This window comes from Spiractinospora alimapuensis, from assembly GCF_018437505.1.
In the GTDB taxonomy this organism is placed as follows: Bacteria; Actinomycetota; Actinomycetes; order Streptosporangiales; family Streptosporangiaceae; genus Spiractinospora; species Spiractinospora alimapuensis.
Genome location: NZ_CP072467.1, coordinates 817,784 through 836,545, shown reverse-complemented (window position 1 = coordinate 836,545; position 18,762 = coordinate 817,784). Strand labels below are relative to the sequence as shown.

Sequence of the window (18,762 nt, the reverse complement as noted above, 5' to 3'; positions counted from 1 at the left end):
GGGACCCTGCAACGGGGCTGACAACCACCGCGACAGGAGGTCTCCGTGGCCGACAACGAGAACAAGCAGACCGCGAACCCCCGATTCGCCGACCGCCACATCGGGACCACCCCCCAGGAGTGGGACACGATGCTGGCCGCCATCGACCGGTCGGGCGTCGAGGAACTGATGGACGCGGCCGTGCCGCACACGATCCGCACCGACACCCACGCCAGCGGCGTCCTCCCCGCGCCGGCGACCGAGGCCGAGGCGCTCGCCGAGCTGCGCTCCCTCGCCGCCCGCAACCAGGTCCTCACGTCGATGATCGGCCGTGGGTACTACGACACCCTCACCCCGCCGGCCATCCGGAGAAACATCCTGGAGAACCCGTCGTGGTACACCGCCTACACCCCCTACCAGCCCGAGATCTCCCAGGGCCGTCTGGAGGCCCTGCTCAACTTCCAGACACTGGTCAGTGACCTCACGGGGTTGCCCATCGCCGGCGCGTCCCTGCTGGACGAGGCGACGGCCGCCGCCGAGGCGATGACGTTGGCGCGTCGCGCCACCAAGGGCGACCGCGACACCTTCGTCGTGGACGCCGACGTCTTCCCCCAGACCCTGGCCGTGCTGCGGACCCGCGCGGAGCCTCTGGGCATCAGCCTGGTCACCGCGGACCTCTCGCAGGGCCTGCCCGAGGGTGAACCCTTCGGTGTGCTGGTGCAGTACCCGGCCGCCTCGGGTGCGGTCCGCGACCCCCGCCCCGTCATCGAGGCGGCGCACGAACGCGGGGCCCAGGCCGTCGTGGTCGCCGACCCGCTCGCGCTGACCGTGCTGCGCGCCCCGGGGGAGCTCGGAGCCGACATCGCCGTCGGGTCGATGCAGCGTTTCGGGGTCCCCATGAGCTTCGGCGGTCCCCACGCCGGCTACATGGCGGTCCGCGAGGGACTCCAGCGTCAGCTTCCCGGGCGCCTGGTGGGTGTCTCGGTGGACGCCGCCGGGCTTCCCGCCTACCGGCTCGCGCTGCAGACGCGCGAACAGCACATCCGCCGGGAGAAGGCGACCAGCAACATCTGCACCGCTCAGGTCCTGCTCGCGGTGATGGCCGGAACCTACGCGGTGTACCACGGGCCGCGCGGGCTGCGGGCGATCGCCGAGCGGGTGCACGCGCACGCCGAACAGCTCGCGGCGGCGCTGCGCGGCATCGGTGTCGAGGTGCCGCATCCGCACCACTTCGACACGGTGCAGGCGCGGGTTCCCGGGCGCGCCGACGTGGTCGTCGCCGAGGCGCGCGCCGCGGGCGTCAACCTGCTGCGGGTGGACGCCGACACCGTCGGGGTGTCCTGTGACGAGGCCACGACCGGCGAGCACCTCGACACGGTGGTGCGTGCGTTCGGTGGTGCGGGTGCCCACGACGTCGTCCCGGAGGGTGCGTCGATTCCCACCGGTCTGCGTCGGGGTATCGACTACCTCACCCACCCCGTGTTCAACAGCCACCACAGCGAGACGTCGCTGGTGCGCTACCTGCGCCGGCTGGCCGACCGTGACCTGGCCCTGGACCGCACGATGATCCCGCTGGGGTCGTGCACCATGAAGCTGAACGCCGCCGCCGAGATGGAGGCCATCACCTGGCCCGAGTTCGCCGGCCTGCACCCCCTGGCCCCGCTGGACCAGGCCGAGGGGATGCTGCGGGTGATTCGGGACCTGGAGCGCTGGCTCGCTGACGTCACCGGCTACGCGGCGGTGTCACTGCAGCCCAACGCGGGGTCCCAGGGGGAGTTGGCGGGTCTGCTGGCCATCCGCGCCTGGCACCACTCGCGTGGGGATCACCAGCGGGACCTGTGTCTGATCCCCTCCTCCGCGCACGGCACCAACGCCGCGAGCGCCATCATGGCCGGCATGCGGGTCAAGGTGGTCGCCTGTGACGACAACGGCAACGTCGATGTCGAGGCGCTGCGGGCGGAACTGGACGCCAACCGGGACAGCGTCGCCGCGATCATGGTGACCTACCCGTCCACGCACGGCGTGTACGAGGAGTCGATCGCGGAGGTGTGCTCGCTGGTGCACGACGCGGGCGGCCAGGTCTACGTGGACGGCGCGAACCTCAACGCCCTGCTGGGATACGCCAAGCCCGGCGAGTTCGGTGCCGACGTGAGCCATCTGAACCTGCACAAGACGTTCTGCATCCCGCACGGAGGCGGCGGTCCGGGGGTGGGCCCGGTCGCCGTACGGTCCCACCTGGCGGACTTCCTGCCCAACCATCCGGGACAGCCCGACGCGGGGCCGGTCACCGGCGTCGGTCCGGTGTCCGCGGCGCCGTTCGGCTCCGCGGGGATCCTCCCGATCTCCTGGGCCTACGTCCGAATGATGGGCGCGGACGGTCTGCGCGCCGCCACGCAGGGCGCGGTGCTCTCGGCCAACTACGTCGCCAGCCGCCTCGCTCCGCACTACCCGGTGCTCTACACCGGAGCCGAGGGGCTGGTCGCCCACGAGTGCATCATCGACGTGCGCCCCCTCACCAAGAGCACCGGGATCACCGGGGAGGACATCGCCAAGCGGCTCATCGACTACGGGTTCCACGCGCCGACGATGTCGTTCCCCGTGGCCGGCACGTTGATGGTGGAGCCCACCGAGAGCGAGGACCTGGCCGAACTCGACCGGTTCTGCGACGCCATGATCTCCATCCGGGCCGAGATCGAGCGGGTGGCCGCGGGTGAGTTCGACGCGCACGACAACCCGCTGAAGAACGCGCCCCACACCGCCGAGATCGTCGTCGACGACGAGTGGAAGCACGCCTACACCCGTGCCGAGGCGGCCTACCCGCTCGCGTCGCTGCGCCGGGACAAGTACTGGTCGCCGGTGAGTCGGATCGACCAGGCCTACGGCGACCGCAACCTCGTCTGCGCGTGCCCTCCGCCGGAGGCATTCGCGGACTGATCGAGCCGGGAACCGTTAGTCTGGGCCAAATCGAACCCCACCCCCCGGGAAGTGCCCAGACATGACGGCAACGGTAGGAGGTCCCGCACACGGTGCGGGAGAGGAACCCGGCGGCGAGACCGCGGGGGACCTGTGTGACCAGGCGCGGGACCTGGCCAACGGCGGACACCTCAAGCGTGCCGCGCGACTGTACGAGAAGGCCGCGCGCCACGACGGGGGCGCCGGCCAGGCCCGCGCGCTGTTCGGGCTGGCGGTCGTCCGCTTCGACCTCGGCGACGTCGAGGGGGCGCGCGAGGCGGACACGCGGGCGATCGAGACCGGACACCGGGAGTACGCCCCCCGGGCCGCCCATCACCTGGCGCTGTGCCGTGAGGAGACGGAGGACCCCGAGGGGGCCCGGGTCGCCTGGCGCACCGTGCTGGAGCTCGGCAACGAGCGTTACCTGGCGGCGGCGCACCACGGCCTCGCCCGATTGGCGGAGTCCGAGGGTGACCTCGCCGAGGCCGCCCGCCACTGGGAGGGGGTCGAACGCCACGCCGACGCCGACCCCGACACCGCCGTCACCGCGGCGGCCGACCACGGGCGCCGCCTGTTGGCCCGAGGCGACACCGAGGGCGCGGCCCGCCAGGTGAAACGGGGACGGGCCCAGGAGACGCAGGGGCGAGACGCCTCCCTGGGACTGGTGAGCGCCGCGGTGCACCTCGAACGTGCCATCGTCGAGCTCGGCGGCGTGCTCGACGACGAGGAGCGCGACCCCGAGGCGACCCGCCTGCAGGCCCCCGAGGATCGCGCCGCCATCGTGGAGCTCCTGGCCCGACTACTCGCGCTGCGCGGCGACCCCGGCGCCGCCCGTGAGGTGTGGACCCGCGGCGTCGAACACCGTGACGTGGAGCTGGCCGCCGGAGTCCAGGATCGGCTGCGGCGCGGGTTCCTCACCCCGGAGCTGGCCGCACCCGACGACGGGACGGAGCCGGACGCGGCCGCGGAGCCCTGGTGGGACGGGTACGTGGCCGCCGCGGTGGCCGACGACAGCCTGCCCCTGCTCACCGGGGAACTGTTCCTCGCGCTGACGCAGATGCACGCCCACCTGGGCTCGGTACACGCCGCGGGCAGTGCCACGCCGGTGGACGCGCTGTGGGCCGCGGTCCTGTCGGGCCTACGGGTCCCCAGCGACTACGCCTGGGGCGCCTCGTTGCACGCGGACTTCGCCGACCGGCTGAGTCAGGCCTCCGGCGGCCATGCCGTCCTCCCGGAGAACTGGCCGGACGAGCCGTGACGCCGTGGCGCCACGACCCGCCCGGCACCGATCCCGCGCGGTCCGGGTGTGCGTGCGTCCGGTGTTCACACCACGGACGTGGGCGCGGGGACGGGGCGACCAGCTCATCGCCCCCGAGTGGCGAGCTGGTCGGGTCGGGAGGAGTTCGCGAACCGTTGGGCGGTGCCGGTCCTAGACAGGAACCGGACGGTGCGGGGCGATGATCTCGCCGTCCGGGAGGAGTTCGCCGGTGTCGTCGAACAGGAGAACACCGTTACAGAGCAGACTCCATCCTTGCTCCGGGTGCTCTGCGATCACGCGGGCCGCTTCACGGTCAGGGTCCTGCGCGGTCGGGCAAAGTGGGATGTGCCCGCACATTGGTGTGCCTTTCTGGTACGCACCGCGATTCCCGGTGCATTGTGTATCGCAACAACACGGTAGCGCTGTGTGTCGCCAAACACCGGGATTCCGCATATGGGCTCGCCCAAACACCCGAAAAACCATCAGGGCGGGCCATGGAAGTGGCCCAGCGATGGCCCGTTCGGACGGTGCGCGGCCCCCCGGTGCGCGTTGCCACCGCAGAGGTGTCCCGCGTCGCTAGATTGGGGCCATGCAGAAGGTGGAACTGGAGACCGACGGTGGTCCGGCGCGCGCGTGGATCGGCGAACCGGACGGAGCGCCACGGTTCCTGCTGGTGACGACGCACGGCGCGGCCGGGGGAGTGGACTCGCCGGACCTGACGAGCCTGCGGGACGCGGCCGTGGCCGCCGGCGGCGTGGTCGCGGCCGTGGAACAGGTCTACCGGGTCGCGGGCCGTCGCACCCCGGGTGGTGCTACCGCGCGTCAGGACGCGCTGTGGCTGCAGACGGTGCGGCAACTGGCGGACCGATACCCGGCCCAGCCGTTGCTGCTCGCGGGGCGCAGCAACGGGGCCCGGGTCGCCTGCCGCACCGCCCGGGAGCTCAACGCCCGCGCGGTGGTGGCACTCGCCTTCCCCCTGCACCCACCGGGCAAGCCCGAACGGTCCCGCGCCGCGGAGCTCCGTGGCTGCCCGGTTCCGGTGCTGGTCGTCAACGGTGACCGCGACCCCTTCGGGGTGCCGGACGCCGCGGACGCCGATACCCTCATCGTTCGCCCGGGGGAGCGGCACGATCTGGCGAAGGACCCGGCGGGGATCGCCGCGATCGCCGTGCACTGGGTGAAGGAACGGCTGTCACTGGGCTGACGGGGTCAGGCGGGGGCGGCGGTGTGCGCCGGGCGTACGCCCGTGTGGCCGAGAATCAGCGCGTCGAGGCCGGCCAGGAACCGGCTGTCGAAATCGGTGGCGGCGTCGCCCGCGCGCTGGAACAGGCGCTCCAGGGTCTCCGGTTCGGCGGCCCCGTGCGGTGACTCCGAACGCACCTGGGTCAGGGCGGCGCCGAACACGTAGGACTCCAACGCCGCGGCCGCGTCGGCGACGGCCGGTCCACTCAGCCCGGCCTCACGGAAGGCCGCGACGTGGTCCTCCCTGGAACGCAGAGCCGCGGGCGTATCGGGACGTCGATGGATCAACAGCGGTAGCGCCCCGGCGTGGCGCAGGAGTCGCGCTCGGTACTCGTGGGCCCAGCGCCCGATCCGAGCGTCCCAGGGCGGTGGCGGCTCCTCCGCCGGCTCCTCCACCAACTCCTCTTCGTCGTCGTCGACCTCCGCCGGCCGGCGGGGAGTGGCGTCGGTGACGTACTCGACGATGGCGTCGAAAAGCTGTTCCTTGCCCAGGGGGAAGTGGTGGTAGACCGCCATGGCCTCGACCTCGAGTGCGTCCCCGAGACGCCGCATGGTCAGGCGTCGCAGCCCCTGCCCGTCGATGATGCGCAGTGCCTCCTCGACGATTCGTTGTCTGCTGAGGCCCGCGCTGTTTCTGCTCATGGGTCACAGTCTATTCTTACTTTGTAAAGGTAGTGGTTATCGAAATGCCGGCACCCTGGAATTCACGCCAACGTCCGGGCGCGGCGGATTCCTCGATTTCCCGCCACCGCGCCGTTGCCCCGGGGACCTCACCAAGACCGCCGCGCCGACGAAAGGGATCGCGGCCAGCCGCTCAGCCGACCCCGCGCCCAGAACCGCGACCGCCTCGAGGGCCAGCCGGTCGCGCTCCTCGTCCTCGTAGAGCGTCGGGCCCGGGACGTGGGCGGTGGCCACCAACGCCGGCGTCGGGATCTCGGCGCCGGCGGCGACAACCTGGGCGGTGGAGGGCCGGGTCGTCCGCCAGGTCGGGATGGACGAGCGTGACCGAGACCGTGTGTCCGCCCGGGGAGCGGCCGAGGAACCCCTGTCCCTACCGCCGCTGCCGAGCCGAGCGTGGAGCCGGCAGGGGCCGACTCTCTCTCGCGTCGTCGCGCGGGGGACCCTTTCGCCCTCGGGCATGGCGCACCCGAACCGTCCGTTCCCGGTCCGGGGCGTCCGTCGTCCTCGCTGCCAACGGGGGTGGGGCGATGTCGCCGCTCGGCCACCGTTGTTCGGGGACCGCCGGGGTCGTGGCGACCGCACGTCCCAGTATCAGGTCAACAGCATTCCGCTTCGATGACGCGTTCCGCTGCCCAGCGACCGTTGTACGCCGCGGCGTCGGTCCACGGAAACCCGAGATGGTCGCCGGCCAATAGCACCGAGGGTGCCACGGGGAGGGACCGGCGGTACTGGCGCACGGCGGAGGGATGTCCCACCGGGACGGTGGGCATGGCGGCGTCCCAGCGGACCACGCGGCCGTCGCGTACGCGGGAGCGCACCTCCGGCAGCAGCGGAGCCAGGGCGTCGACGGCCGCGGCGTGGATGTCGGTGTCGGACGCCGTCGCGAGACGCCGGGCGGCCCCCGGGCGGAACATGGCCGTGAGGACCTCGCCTCGGGTGGAGACGTCGGCCCGGGAGTGGACGGCGACGGCCGCGAGCGGTGTGGGCGCCGGCGGGTTCACGAGGACCCCGTAGGCGCCCCCCAGTTCGTCCTCGGCCAGGGGAGAGGCGAGGGCCAGACCCACGAGGAGGCCGGGGCTGTAGGGGACGGCCAGGACGGCGGCCTCCGGGGGCGTGGGACGGTGGAGCATCCGTCGGGTGGCCGGGCCGGGAGTGGCCAGCACGACGGTGCGGGCCGTGCGTTCTCCCCGGTTGGTGGACAGTGTGACCGGGCGGCCGGGGAGGTCGGGCCGTCGGACGTCGTGGACTCGGACGTCGTACTCGACCGTGAGTGGTGCGGCGAGGGCCCGGGGGAGTTGTCCAAGACCGCCGCGCAGCGTGTGGGGCGAGGCGCCGCGCGCCGAGAACGCCGCGAGGGGTCCCAGGAGCGCTGCGCTGTTCTCCGCCAGGGACTGGAAGTACAGACCGTGCACCGTGGGGGAGAGCAGCCGACCACTGAGCCCGGGACCGAACGCGGCCTCGGCCCAGGATCGGGCGCTGTGGCTGCCAAGGTCCGCCCACGCGCCCGCGTCATGGGTCGGTCGGGTGGCGAGAGAGCGCGCGGTGTGCCATCCGCGGGCGGCGGGCGGAAGGTCGCGCATCCGCAGCAGTCCGCTCGACAGCAGGGATGTCGGGCGGTTCAGGTCGAACGCCCAGGCGTGTCGCCGGGAGAGGATCAGGGACCGTCCCGACACCGGTGACGTCTGGCCGGTGAGTCCGATGTCGGACAGGAGCCCGGGGAGGATCTCGTATCCGGTGGAGAGGAACTGGGCTCCCAGCTCCATCAGGCCGTCCCCGAGTGGGCGGGTCGCGATCCTGCCGCCGGGCGCCATCTCGGCCTCCAGGACGCGCGTAGGGACTCCGGCCGCGGTGAGCCGGTGCGCGGCGGACAGGCCCGCGATGCCGGCGCCCACCACGATGACGAGGTCTGCGTCGCGGCGGCCCATGGAGCCCATCCTGCCTCGTGCGGGGGATGGCGTCGACCCGGAGGTCCACCCGGGGGCGGGCGCGGAGGGGATCCGGCCTGTCCGTGCCCTGGCCGGGTGGCACCGCTCGCGCACACCGGCGAACGCCCCCGTGGCAGGGGTTCTAGGATGGAGGGACATACTCGTTTGAACCGAGAGGGGTCAGAGTGCTGGGACGCGGCAAGGTGAGTGCCGACACTCGACGGCTCTACAGCCAGGACAAGGAACTGGCGGCACGACTGCCGGAGCTGTTGGATCGGGCCAGGACGGCGGAGCGCGACGCCCGTGACGGTGATGTCGACCTGGTCGAGGAGCGGCGCCGGGGTCAGGAGCTCGACACCGCGCTGACCGAGGCGATGCGTGCGGCCTACGCGGCCGAACGTGTCGCGGTGGGTCCCCGTGGCTACGAGGACCGTATCTACCGTCGTCGGCACCTGGCGAAGCCGGACGTGAAGGAGCTGACGCAGACAGCCGAACGTCTGCTGACCGTCCGGGAGGCACACCGGTTGCACGGGATCGCCCGTGTTCCCCGCCAGATGGCGGGTCAGGGAGCAGAGTAGACATGGCCGAGCTGGCGGGTGTCGTCGCCATCGACGCGACCTCCAAGGTTCCGCCCTATGAGCAGGTCCGATCGGCCGTGGCCGCCGCCGCGGCCGACGGGCGGCTCGCGGTCGGGTCGAAGCTTCCCACCGTGCGGGGACTGGCCCAGGATCTGTCGATCGCGGCGAACACGGTGGCTCGCGCCTACCGCGAGCTGGAACAGGCCGGAGTCGTGGAGACACGGGGCCGCTTCGGAACGTTCATCGCCGCCGCCGGTGACCAGCAGCGTGCCGAGGCACGGGCCGCCGCCCAGCGCTACGCCGAGGTGATCTCCGGGCTCGGATTGGCCGAGGGCGAGGCGTTGGAGATCGTGCGCGCGGCGCTGCGGGCGTGAGGCCCGCCCGGCGGCGCGCCGGCGTGAACAGGGTGATCGGGGCAAATGTCCAGGTGTGGACACTACCCCGCACTCCTGCTGGGAACCTGCCTGGGTTACTCTGACTGGCGATCTTTGATTTCGATCGCAGGAGGAACCGTGGGGAAACGCGGAGGTGGGTCCCGGGGCGGAGGCTCCCGTGGGCGCTCCAGCGGGTCACGGGGAGGCCGTTCCGGCGGCAGTTTTGGTAGCCGTGGTGGCGGCCGCGGCATTCGTGGAAGTGGCTCCCGTGGGTTCGGGGGCAAGCGCACGGGTGGCGGCGGCCGGAAGGTGTCGAGCAGTGGCAGCGGTGGCATCGGCAAGGCGTCGTGGGGCGGTGGCTCGTCCGGGCCGCGTTCCTACCGCCCGAGGTCGCCGTTCCGGCGTCGCCACTACGGCTCTGGTTACGGCTACGGCTACGACGGATACGGACACCACCACGGGTACGGGCACGACCCCTACGGCCATGGCTACGGATACGGGTACCGTCCCCGCCGATCGTCCCCACTGGTCCTTCTCGGCTGCGGCCTGGTCGGTGTGGTGGTCGTCCTGTTCATGGCCCTCTTCATGTTCCTGCTCTAGTTCCGCCACGGGTGTGCCCGAGGCCGCTGGTTGAGGCGGATCGTTACGGAGTGGCGAGGGAACTGTGGGCAAGCGTGGCGGTGGGGGATCCCGAGGCGGGCGTTCCCGGGGACGTGCCAGCGGGTCGCGCGGTAAGGGTCGCTCTGGCGGCGGCCTGCGCCGCGGCGGCGGCCTGCGAGGCATCGGTGGGCGTGGATCCTCGGCCAAGAGCCGTAGCGGTGGCGCGAAGGCGTCGGGAGGCGGAGGCCCCCGCAAGGCGTCGGGGAGCCGTGGCGGCGGGCTGCGTGGATCGGCGCGTGGCCTGTATCGACGGGTGTCCGCGCGCCGGCGGGCCGATCGGTCACAGCGGGACCCACGGGCGCGACGCCGCTCCGGTCCGGTTCGTGGCCATGACGACTACGGTCCCGACCACTACGGTCCCCGATCCCACCTGGGGTGGGGTTCGCGCCCGCTCGTCCTGGTGCTGGTTCTGGTTGGTGTCGTCGGCGCCCTGCTGACGCTCCTGGTCGTGGTGTTGCCCTGAGGAAGCCCCTCAGGATCGGTGGAGTCGCGGCTCCCACACCAGGGCGACGTTCACGATCACGATTCCCAGCCACGTGAACAACAGTCCGAGGCCGCCGGCGGTGCCCGCGGCGATGGCGCTGAGTGGCACGGCGAAGATGAGTGACGCGATCGCCACCGACGTGCGGGCCTCCACCCGTGCCTCGGATCCTCGGGCGTGCGCCTCCGCCCGGTCCTCGACCTCCGTTCGCACGCGTTCCTCAACTATGCGGTCGAGCCGTTCGGACAGGGCCGCGGCTACCTGGTCGTCGTACTCGGGACCGAGGTCACGTCCTGCCGCCAGTGAGGCGGTGACCTCGTCCCGGGGAAGGCGAGGCTGTCCCATACCTCCACTATGCGCGCCCAGCGCCTCCCTGGCCAGTGTCACCGGGACACGATTGACGGATGGGACAGGTGGGGCGGAAGAGGCGCGTTCGACACCGCTGGGCGGGACGCCGTAGGCCCTCGTGACCGTGCCTCGGAGCGGATGTCACGAACGAGACGTTCCCCGCTCCACGTGGACGGCTCGATCGTGATTTGGAGGAGGGCCGCACGTTTTCGCTGCTCACCTCGCCTGGAGTGCGGAAGAGTCTCCGGGGTGGCTTCAACGACACCCCGACGTCATGAACCACGACGAGGATGATTCCCCGTCACCGCCCCGCTGGCGGGAACCGTTGGGACCGGGACATCGGGGGCCTCGACGGTCCCCTCAGCGGGTGTCCTCCTGGGAGCGACCAACATCGACCTGGTGGCGGTCTGCCACCGCTCGTCGCTCGCTTGCTCGCCGCGGCGTTGTCCCTCGCGTGGTCGCTGACCCAGATCGCCAGCTCCCGACGCGTCGGCGTCGCACAGTGCCCCGGCTGTGGGTCTTGAAACCCGTTCAGCTGGTCCCCGGCCTGCTGCTGTACGGGGTCATGCAAACGGAGAGCCCGGCGGGATGGTCGGTGCTGGCGTGGTTCCGGTACTGTTCCTGGCGGGAGCGGAAAGCGGCGTCGCTCATCCACACCTGTCCGTGGCGGCGATGAGCAGCACGGCGGGCGGCGGCCGGCGTCGCCACCGCCATGGCGACGGCGTTCGGGACCTCACTGGCCGGTGAGCACGGAGGTTCGACGTGAGGAACCCCCACCCCGAGGGCGTCGCGCGGAGCCGGGTCAGCCGCGTCGGGTGCGGGTGGAGACGATGAAGACGACGTTGAGCACGATGATGCCCAGCCACACCGCCGCCACCGTGGCGGAGCCCTGCTCGGGGGCGATTACCACGGGGACCAGTGTCAGCGGCACGGCCGCGACGATGGAGACGAGCATCAGGGCGAGCCGCATCCCGGCCTGGTGCTTGTCGAGCCCCGTCGACGGTCTCTTGCCCTTGGGTGCCTGCTTGACCTCGGCGAGGCGTTTGGCCACCCGGGCGTCGATCACCTGCTCCAGACGCCCGGCGAGGGCTTCGGCCACCGCGTCGTCGTATTCCGTGCCGAGCTCCCGGCTGGTGGCGACGGCGGCGGCGACATCGCCGCGGGAGAGTTTCTCCGCAGTACCCATGTGTCAAGTATGCACGGCGGTTTCGGTGCGTCCCACCCTGACGGTGGGAACTCAGGGTTAGTTCAGGGTCGACCGTGTGGGCGCCGAAAAGCGGTGTGGCCCGGGGAACCCAGAGGTTCCTCGGGCCACACATCAGGTGACGCTAGCTGGCGAAGTCCAGCAGGTGCTGGGCACGGCTGGGGTGCCGCAGCTTCGACAGGGACTGCTTCTCCAACTGGCGGATGCGTTCCCGGGTCAGACCCAGGTGCTTGCCGATCTCGTCGAGCGTACGGGGACGGCCGTCCATGAGTCCGAACCGCAGCGACATGATGGTCGCCTCGCGCGGCTCGAGATCGTCCAGGGCGTGCCGGAGCTGGTCGGCCATGATCTGGCGGTCGACCACCTCCGAGGCCTCCGAGGCGTCGATGTCCTCGATCAGGTCACCGATGCGGGTCTCGCCGTCCTCACCGATGGTGGAGTCGAGGCTGATCGGCTGCCGGGTGATGCGCAGCAGCTCCTCGATCTGGGCCGGGGTGCGGTCGAGCTCGTGGGCGAGCTCCTCGGGCGTTGGCTCCCGCCCCAGTTGCTGGTGCATGTCGCGCTCGAGCCGGCTGACCTTGCTCAGCAGCTCCAGTACGTGCACCGGCAGGCGGATGGTGCGGGCGGAGTCGGCGAATCCGCGCTGGATCGCCTGGCGGATCCACCACATGGCGTAGGTGGAGAACTTGTAGCCCTTGGCGTAGTCGAACTTCTCCACGGCGCGGATGAGTCCGAGGTTGCCCTCCTGCACCACGTCGAGCAGGGACATGCCGCGGTCGCTGTACTTCTTGGCGACCGAGACCACCAGACGCAGGTTGGCCTCCAGCATGTGGGCCTTGGCGTCCCGCCCGTCCTGGGCGATCGAGGACAGCTCCTCGCGTTCGGTGTCGCTGAGCGCCGGTGGGGCGGACGGTCCTTCGACCAGCCCCAGACGGTACTCGGCGTAGAGGCCCGCCTCGATGCGCTTGGCGAGCTCCACCTCGTCGGCGGCGGTCAGCAACTGACGTCGACCGATGGCCTTGAGATAGGTGTGGACGGAGTCGCCCATCGCCGGCGACTGGTCGTCGAGATCGGCCTCGGGCGCCTCCACCTCGGTCGAGGTGGTCGAACCGTCGGCCTTGGCCGGTGTGCTCTCGGGGCGGATGTCGACCGCCTGCAGAACCTCGTCCTCGGGGAGGTTCTCGACACTCTCGACATCGCCACCGTTGGCGAGCTGTACCCCGGAGTCGGTGAGTTCCCGCAGGATCGACCGGGCGTCGGCCGGGCTCACCTCGGCTGCGGTGAAAGCGGCTCGGAGCTCCGCGAGGGACAGGTGCCCCTGGGAGCGCCCCCGCGCGAGCAGCTCATCGAGAGCCGCCGTCGCTGTGCTCTCGCTCGTCTCGTCGACCTGAGCAGAGGTAGCTAGGGCAGTGCGCGACATGAGGGCACCTCCCTCCCTTCCAAGACATCGGTCGTGCCATGACACAACCCGCCAGGGCACGCACTATGTCCAACGTTCGAGAGAGTCAAATGTTCCCAGTTGCGATTAGGTCTCGACTCTAGTGGTCTATATCACGTCTCCGCAGCCGGACCGACCTCTCGGTGGATAACCCTCCCTAGTGTGACGTACCCGGAACGTGTGAAGTTCCTACGTCCAAGCTTTGGGTGACCTCGGCACGCAACCTTGCCAGGTCGGGTTTTCCACTTGCCAACATCGGCAGCTCACTGCGGAGCTGTAGTTCTCGCGGCGCGGCGTAGTGGGGGAGCCCGCGCCGGGTCCAGTCTCGCAGCTCCGAGAGGCCCGGCGCAGCGTGGCCGTCCCTGGGCACCACGACGGCGACCACGCTCTCCCCCCACTCGGGGTCGGGGCGCCCCACCACCACGGCGTCGGCGACCCGCGGATGGTCCTGCAGGCTCGAGGCCACGGCCTGCGCCTGGACGTTGTGACCACCAGTGATGATCACGTCGTCCGCGCGTCCCCGCACCACGAGCCGTCCCGACTCGTCCCACGCCCCGAGGTCGCTCGTGGCGAACCAACGGGTCCCGTCGCGCTCGAGCATGTGGTCGCGGGTGAGGTCGGGGCGCAGTCGATACCCGGAGGCCACCACCTCACCCCCGAGGTGGATCCGTCCGGCCGAGTCGAGGTCGACCCGCACCCCGGATAGCGGTGTCCCGTCATAGACACACCCGCCCGCGGTCTCGGTCATTCCGTATGTGGTCACGATCCGTCCGCCCGCGGCCCGAGCCTCCGCCAGGAGTTCGGGCCGCGCCGGGGCCCCACCCAGCGCGATCGTGGCGAACACCGAGAGGTCCACGCCCGCGTCCATGACCCGGCGAAGCTGGGTGGGCACGAGCGAGACGTGGGGGCGGCGTCCGGCCGTCGCGGCGACGATCGTGTCGGGCGAGAACGGGACGCGCAGGAGTTCTCCACCGCCGACCAGGGTGCGGGCCATCACCTGGATGCCCGCGATGTGGGTGGTGGGCAGGACACACAGCCAGTCGCCGCCGGTGTCACCGATGCGGCGCAGCGACGCCCGCGCCGACGCCAGGACGGCCGCTCCGGGGAGCTCCACCCCCTTGGGGGTTCCCGTCGACCCGGAGGTTCCCACCACGAGCGCGACGTCCTCGCCGACTCCGGGGGCCTCGGGATCGACGTCCCGGACGCCGTCGGGGTCACGGATCGTCGCGGGTCGCAAGGCCCGCACCATCCGATCGACGACCGCGGGCGGGGTGTCGGCGGCGATGGGAAGAAGGGCGGGTCCGTGCCCGCGCAGCGCGTCGTCCAACGCCGCCAGGAGGGGGGCGCCGTCGATGCCCAGGAGGGCCTGGAGTGGTCGGTGCAGCACGACCAATAAGGTTAAGGCGTTCTCCGCCGCGTATTCCAGGCGGGCGGAGCAGCAGGGACATCCGACAGAAGGAGCGCACGTGGGCGGGATCGACTGGGAGCAGTCGGGCGATTACAGCGACATCATCTACGAGACCGCCGATGGTATCGCCAAGATCACGATCAATCGCCCCGAACGACGAAACGCGTTCCGTCCCCAGACACTGTTCGAGTTGTCACACGCCTTCAACGTGGCACGCGACGACACACAGGTCGGCGTGATCATTCTCACCGGCGCCGGGGACGAGGCCTTCTGCTCCGGCGGGGACCAGAAGATCCGAGGCGACGACGGCTACATCGGCGACGACGAGGTCGCCCAGCGCGGCATCGGTCGCCTGAACGTCCTCGACCTCCAGGTGCAGATCCGCCGCACCCCCAAACCGGTGATCGCCATGGTCGCCGGCTACTCCATCGGCGGCGGCAACGTGCTGCAGGTCTGCTGCGACCTCACGATCGCCGCCGACAACGCCCGGTTCGGCCAGACCGGACCCAAGGTCGGATCGTTCGACGGCGGCTACGGTTCCTGGTTGCTCGCCGAGACCGTGGGCCTGAAGAAGGCACGCGAGATCTGGTACCTGTGCCGCCAGTACAACGCGCAGGAAGCCCTCGACATGGGCATGGTCAACACGGTCGTGGAACTGTCCCGACTCGAGGAGGAGACCGTCGCCTGGGCACGGGAGATGCTGGACAAGTCCCCGCTGGCGCTACGCATGCTCAAGGGCGCGCTGAACGCCGTCAGTGACGGCGCCGCGGGAATGCAGCAGTTCGCCGGGGACGCCACCATGCTCTACTACATGAGCGAGGAGGCGCAGGAAGGCCGGGAGTCCTTCAAGGAGAAGCGCGCCCCGCACTTCGACCAGTTCCCGCGCAGGCCCTGACCCATGGCCGACGCCGACACCGACCCGGACACGCTCCAGGCCCGGGGAACCGCCTACGCGATCCCGATGCGCACGCGGTTCCGCGGGGTGACCGTCCGTGAGGGGTTCCTCGTCCACGGCCCGGCGGGCTGGGGCGAGTTCTCCCCGTTCGCCGAGTACGGGCCCGCGGAGTGCTCCCGGTGGTGGGCGGCGTGCCACGAGGCGGCGGTGGAAGGGTGGCCACGGCCACTCCGGGAATGGATCCCCGTCAACGCCACCGTTCCGGCCGTCGGCCCCGAGGACGCCCACCGCGTCGTCACCGAGTCCGGCTGCCACACCGCAAAGGTGAAGGTCGCCGAGCGGGGACAGAGCCTCAGCGAGGACATCGCCCGGGTCGAGGCGGTCCGCGACGCCCTCGGCCCGGCGGGACACCTGCGGGTGGACGCCAACGGCGCGTGGGACGTGGACACCGCGACCCACGCGATCCGGGAACTGGACCGGTTCGGCCTGGAGTACGCCGAACAACCCTGCCCGACACTCACCGACCTGGCGTGCCTGCGCCGAGCGGTGGACGTACCGATCGCGGCCGACGAGTCCATCCGTCGCGCCGAGGACCCCCTACGGGTCCGGGCCGCCGAAGCCGCGGACATCGTCGTGCTCAAGGCACAGCCGTTGGGCGGGGTGCGCAACGCGTTGGAGATCGCCGAGGCGTGCGGCCTGCCCGTGGTGATCTCCAGCGCCGTGGAGACCTCGGTTGGCCTGGCGGCGGGAGTCGCGCTCGCCGCGGCCCTCCCGGAACTGAACCACGCCTGCGGGCTGGCCACGATGTCCCTGCTCACGGCCGACGTCTGCGACGAGCCCCTCATCCCGACCGAGGGCGCCCTCCCGGTGCGTCGCCCCGACGTCGACGCGGAACGCCTCGCCGCCGTCACCGTCGACCCCGAGGCGTGGCGAGCCCGCGCCCACGCCGCGTGGGAACACCGGTACCAGTGACGAGTCCGGACCCCAACACGCCATCCGCGCCCCCACACTCCGAGCCCGACGGGCCCCGCGGAGCCCTCGCCCCGGGTGGCGGGAGCGCACACCCGTGTGCTCCCAGGAACGACCACTCCGCGCCGCCGGCGTCCCGACGCCGGGTAGTGCCGGCGACCGCGAGCCGATCGCCGGTTCTTGGGGCTGTGGCCGTAGCCGCTGTGGGCGGACGGGGCCACCACAGGTGGTCAACCCTCCGCGTCACGGGTGGGGGACTACCCGTGCGAGGGCGGGGCGTCTTCAAGCGGCGGCGATCGTTCCTCGGCGTGGCGGTAGTCAACTCGGCAGGAGGCCGCGTCGTGCTCGCGCGGCGGCGCTCCGGGGGTGGGGCGGTCACCTCGGAGCCGTACACGACCGAGAGGCGTGGAGCGTGCGGTGTGGTCGCGGTGGGCGCCACCGCGATGACGTCGGTCGCCGAGATCGACGCGCCCCATCCGTCACGTGTGAGAGACGCGTCAGTGAGGTCGGCGGTGGTGACCGGCCGAAGCGGGGATGCTCCCCAGCGGGGACGCATACCGTGGCCGGACCGGAGGCCACGGGGGCGAGCGCGGCTGGGGGACTCGGGTAGCGCGTGGAGACAGGTGTGAGACGGGTGCGACACGGACTGGCAACGGAGAAGCCTGGGATGGGGAAGGTATGGACACAAGCTCGTTGAACCCCTCGACCGCCCTCGCGCGCGTCATGGTGGACGAGCTCGTGCGCTGCGGACTGACCGACGCCGTGGTGGCGCCCGGCTCGCGCTCCACGCCGCTGGCGCTCGCGTTCCTCGACGAGCCGCGGGTCCAGGTCCACGTGCGGATCGACGAACGGTCCGCCGGTTTCCTCGCCCTGGGGTTGGGTCGGGCGTCGAACCGACCGGCCGCGGTCGTGTGCACGTCGGGCACGGCGGCCGCCAACTTCTTACCCGCCGTGATGGAGGCCGACGAAGCGGGTGTACCGCTGCTCGTGCTCACCGCTGACCGGCCCCCGGAACTGCGGGGGACGGGTGCGAACCAGACGGTCGACCAGATCGGGCTGTACGGCTCCGCCGTGCGAATGTTCACCGAGGTCGGCGTCGCCGAGCCCGTCCCTGGAATGAACGCCTACTGGCGGTCCCTCGTCTGCCGCGCCTGGGGCGCCGCCACCACACCCTCGGGACCGGTCCACCTCAACGTCGCGTTCCGCGACCCCCTCGTCCCCTCCGGCGGCGAGACGTGGCCCGAACCACTGGACGGGCGGACCGGGCGGGAACCGTGGATCCGCGGCGACCTCGCCGAGCGGGCGGACCGGCCGGTCGAGCTGCCCGCGGTGGAGCGCGGCGTCATCGTCTGCGGGGACGGCGACTACGACCCAGCGCCGTTCCTGGAGCTGGCCGCCGCGACCGGGTGGCCGCTGCTGGCCGAACCCACCTCAAACGCGCGGCGCGATCCCGCCCTCGCGTCCTCCGCCTACCGGCAGTTGCTGGCGTGTGGGGACTTCGTGGCCGAGCACCGGCCCGAGCTCGTCGTCAGCGTGGGGCGCCCCGGCCTGTCCCGCCAACTCATCTCCTACCTGCGTTCGGCGTCCCGGCACGTCGTGGTGGGACCACCGAACGGGTTCGCCGACCCGGCGCGCACCGCCACCGACCGGGTCACCGCGGTCGCGCCGCCGGCCGGTGCCAGCCCCGTCACCGCCTGGGCCCGGTCCTGGCACCAAGCCGAGGTCGCCGGCCGGGCCGCGCTCGACGACATCCTGGACGCGGAGGCCGCCCTGAGCGAGCCACGGCTGGCCCGGGATCTCGTCGCCGCCCTGCCGCACGGGGCGTTGCTGTTCGCCGGTTCGAGCATGCCGATCCGCGACCTGGACGCCACCATGACCGCACGCCGTGGCGTCCGCGTGGTGGGCAACCGGGGCGCGAGCGGCATCGACGGCACCGTGTCCACCGCGGTCGGCGCCGCGCTGGCCCACCAGGGCGCCGGCGGGGGGCCGTCCTTCGCGCTGCTGGGCGACCTGGCCCTGCTCCACGACCAGAACGGCCTCGTCCTGGGCCCCGAGGAGCCCACACCCGACCTCACCGTCGTGGCCGTCAACAACGACGGCGGAGGGATCTTCTCCGGTCTGGAACAGGCGGGCCACCCAGGCTTCGAGCGCCTCTTCGGCACACCCCACGGGGTCAGCCCCGAACGGGTCGCCGCGATGGCGGGTGTGGAACACATGGTGGTCCAGTGGGCCGACGACCTGACCAAAGCACTCGACGGCCCAGGACTGCGCCTCGTCGAGGTTCGGACCGACCGTGAGGAATCCGCGGCACTGCGACGCCGGACCCAACGCGCCGTGTGCGCGGCCCTCGCCTGACCACGCGCCCGACAG

The 18,762-nt window shown here is 71.6% G+C and carries 17 protein-coding genes; 10 read left to right on the top strand and 7 right to left on the bottom strand.

The annotated features are described in order from the left end of the window. The first annotated feature begins 45 nt into the window (after nucleotides 1-45). Both gcvP and J4H86_RS03930 read left to right on the top strand, forming a co-directional pair. Nucleotides 46-2,913, top strand: coding sequence for an aminomethyl-transferring glycine dehydrogenase (gene gcvP, locus J4H86_RS03935; protein ID WP_269134527.1), 2,868 nt, complete (start codon nucleotides 46-48; stop codon nucleotides 2,911-2,913). A 61-nt stretch (nucleotides 2,914-2,974) separates the two neighbouring features. Next, nucleotides 2,975-4,189, top strand: a complete 1,215-nt coding sequence (locus J4H86_RS03930) for a tetratricopeptide repeat protein (protein ID WP_236542148.1) — start codon at nucleotides 2,975-2,977, stop codon at nucleotides 4,187-4,189. A 171-nt stretch (nucleotides 4,190-4,360) separates the two neighbouring features. On the opposite strand, the gene J4H86_RS03925 is transcribed toward J4H86_RS03930, so the two are convergent. Beyond that, entirely contained in the window at nucleotides 4,361-4,546 is a 186-nt protein-coding gene (locus tag J4H86_RS03925) for a DUF5999 family protein (RefSeq protein WP_236542147.1), read from the bottom strand. 232 nt (nucleotides 4,547-4,778) lie between these two features. Here J4H86_RS03925 and J4H86_RS03920 point away from each other — a divergent pair, with 232 nt between their 5' ends. Then, nucleotides 4,779-5,393 carry an alpha/beta hydrolase family protein gene (locus J4H86_RS03920; RefSeq protein ID WP_236542146.1) on the top strand — a complete coding sequence of 205 codons (615 nt, stop codon included), beginning with the start codon at nucleotides 4,779-4,781 and terminating at the stop codon, nucleotides 5,391-5,393. A 5-nt stretch (nucleotides 5,394-5,398) separates the two neighbouring features. On the opposite strand, the gene J4H86_RS03915 is transcribed toward J4H86_RS03920, so the two are convergent. Next, the gene (locus J4H86_RS03915) at nucleotides 5,399-6,073 is read right to left on the bottom strand and encodes a TetR/AcrR family transcriptional regulator (protein WP_236542145.1); all 675 of its coding nucleotides are present in this window, start codon (nucleotides 6,071-6,073) and stop codon (nucleotides 5,399-5,401) included. Between the two features lie 635 nt (nucleotides 6,074-6,708). Continuing rightward, complete coding sequence (locus tag J4H86_RS03910; RefSeq protein ID WP_236542144.1) at nucleotides 6,709-8,037, bottom strand: protoporphyrinogen/coproporphyrinogen oxidase; 1,329 nt, start codon at nucleotides 8,035-8,037, stop codon at nucleotides 6,709-6,711. A 203-nt stretch (nucleotides 8,038-8,240) separates the two neighbouring features. On the opposite strand from J4H86_RS03910, the gene J4H86_RS03905 reads away from it, so the two are divergent. From J4H86_RS03905 to J4H86_RS03890, 4 genes are all read left to right on the top strand, one after another. Continuing rightward, nucleotides 8,241-8,615, top strand: a complete 375-nt coding sequence (locus J4H86_RS03905) for a hypothetical protein (protein WP_236542143.1) — start codon at nucleotides 8,241-8,243, stop codon at nucleotides 8,613-8,615. Nucleotides 8,616-8,617: 2 nt separating this feature from the next. Further along, nucleotides 8,618-8,989, top strand: coding sequence for a GntR family transcriptional regulator (locus tag J4H86_RS03900; protein ID WP_394356441.1), 372 nt, complete (start codon nucleotides 8,618-8,620; stop codon nucleotides 8,987-8,989). A 309-nt stretch (nucleotides 8,990-9,298) separates the two neighbouring features. Then, nucleotides 9,299-9,589: a hypothetical protein gene (locus J4H86_RS03895; protein WP_236542142.1), complete on the top strand. Its 291-nt coding sequence runs from the start codon at nucleotides 9,299-9,301 to the stop codon at nucleotides 9,587-9,589. Nucleotides 9,590-9,653: 64 nt separating this feature from the next. Next, on the top strand, nucleotides 9,654-10,112 hold the full coding sequence (locus J4H86_RS03890) for a hypothetical protein (protein ID WP_236542141.1): 459 nt from the start codon (nucleotides 9,654-9,656) through the stop codon (nucleotides 10,110-10,112). Between the two features lie 9 nt (nucleotides 10,113-10,121). Here J4H86_RS03890 and J4H86_RS03885 read toward each other — a convergent pair whose 3' ends face one another. The 4 genes from J4H86_RS03885 to J4H86_RS03870 all read right to left on the bottom strand — a co-directional run bounded on the left by J4H86_RS03885 (nucleotide 10,122) and on the right by J4H86_RS03870 (nucleotide 14,507). Next, the gene (locus tag J4H86_RS03885) at nucleotides 10,122-10,475 is read right to left on the bottom strand and encodes a hypothetical protein (RefSeq protein WP_236542140.1); all 354 of its coding nucleotides are present in this window, start codon (nucleotides 10,473-10,475) and stop codon (nucleotides 10,122-10,124) included. Nucleotides 10,476-11,280: 805 nt separating this feature from the next. Next, complete coding sequence (locus J4H86_RS03880; RefSeq protein ID WP_236542139.1) at nucleotides 11,281-11,664, bottom strand: hypothetical protein; 384 nt, start codon at nucleotides 11,662-11,664, stop codon at nucleotides 11,281-11,283. A 142-nt stretch (nucleotides 11,665-11,806) separates the two neighbouring features. Further along, nucleotides 11,807-13,102 (bottom strand): RNA polymerase sigma factor, encoded by a 1,296-nt coding sequence (locus J4H86_RS03875; protein ID WP_236542138.1) that lies wholly within the window; start codon nucleotides 13,100-13,102, stop codon nucleotides 11,807-11,809. Nucleotides 13,103-13,277: 175 nt separating this feature from the next. Further along, nucleotides 13,278-14,507 carry an AMP-binding protein gene (locus J4H86_RS03870; RefSeq protein WP_236542137.1) on the bottom strand — a complete coding sequence of 410 codons (1,230 nt, stop codon included), beginning with the start codon at nucleotides 14,505-14,507 and terminating at the stop codon, nucleotides 13,278-13,280. An 88-nt stretch (nucleotides 14,508-14,595) separates the two neighbouring features. On the opposite strand from J4H86_RS03870, the gene menB reads away from it, so the two are divergent. From menB to menD, 3 genes are all read left to right on the top strand, one after another. Beyond that, entirely contained in the window at nucleotides 14,596-15,423 is an 828-nt protein-coding gene (menB, locus tag J4H86_RS03865) for a 1,4-dihydroxy-2-naphthoyl-CoA synthase (RefSeq protein WP_236543882.1), read from the top strand. 3 nt (nucleotides 15,424-15,426) lie between these two features. Next, complete coding sequence (locus tag J4H86_RS03860; protein WP_236542136.1) at nucleotides 15,427-16,395, top strand: o-succinylbenzoate synthase; 969 nt, start codon at nucleotides 15,427-15,429, stop codon at nucleotides 16,393-16,395. A 690-nt stretch (nucleotides 16,396-17,085) separates the two neighbouring features. Beyond that, complete coding sequence (gene menD, locus J4H86_RS03855) at nucleotides 17,086-18,747, top strand: 2-succinyl-5-enolpyruvyl-6-hydroxy-3-cyclohexene-1-carboxylic-acid synthase (RefSeq protein WP_236543881.1); 1,662 nt, start codon at nucleotides 17,086-17,088, stop codon at nucleotides 18,745-18,747. Nucleotides 18,748-18,762 lie beyond the last annotated feature (15 nt).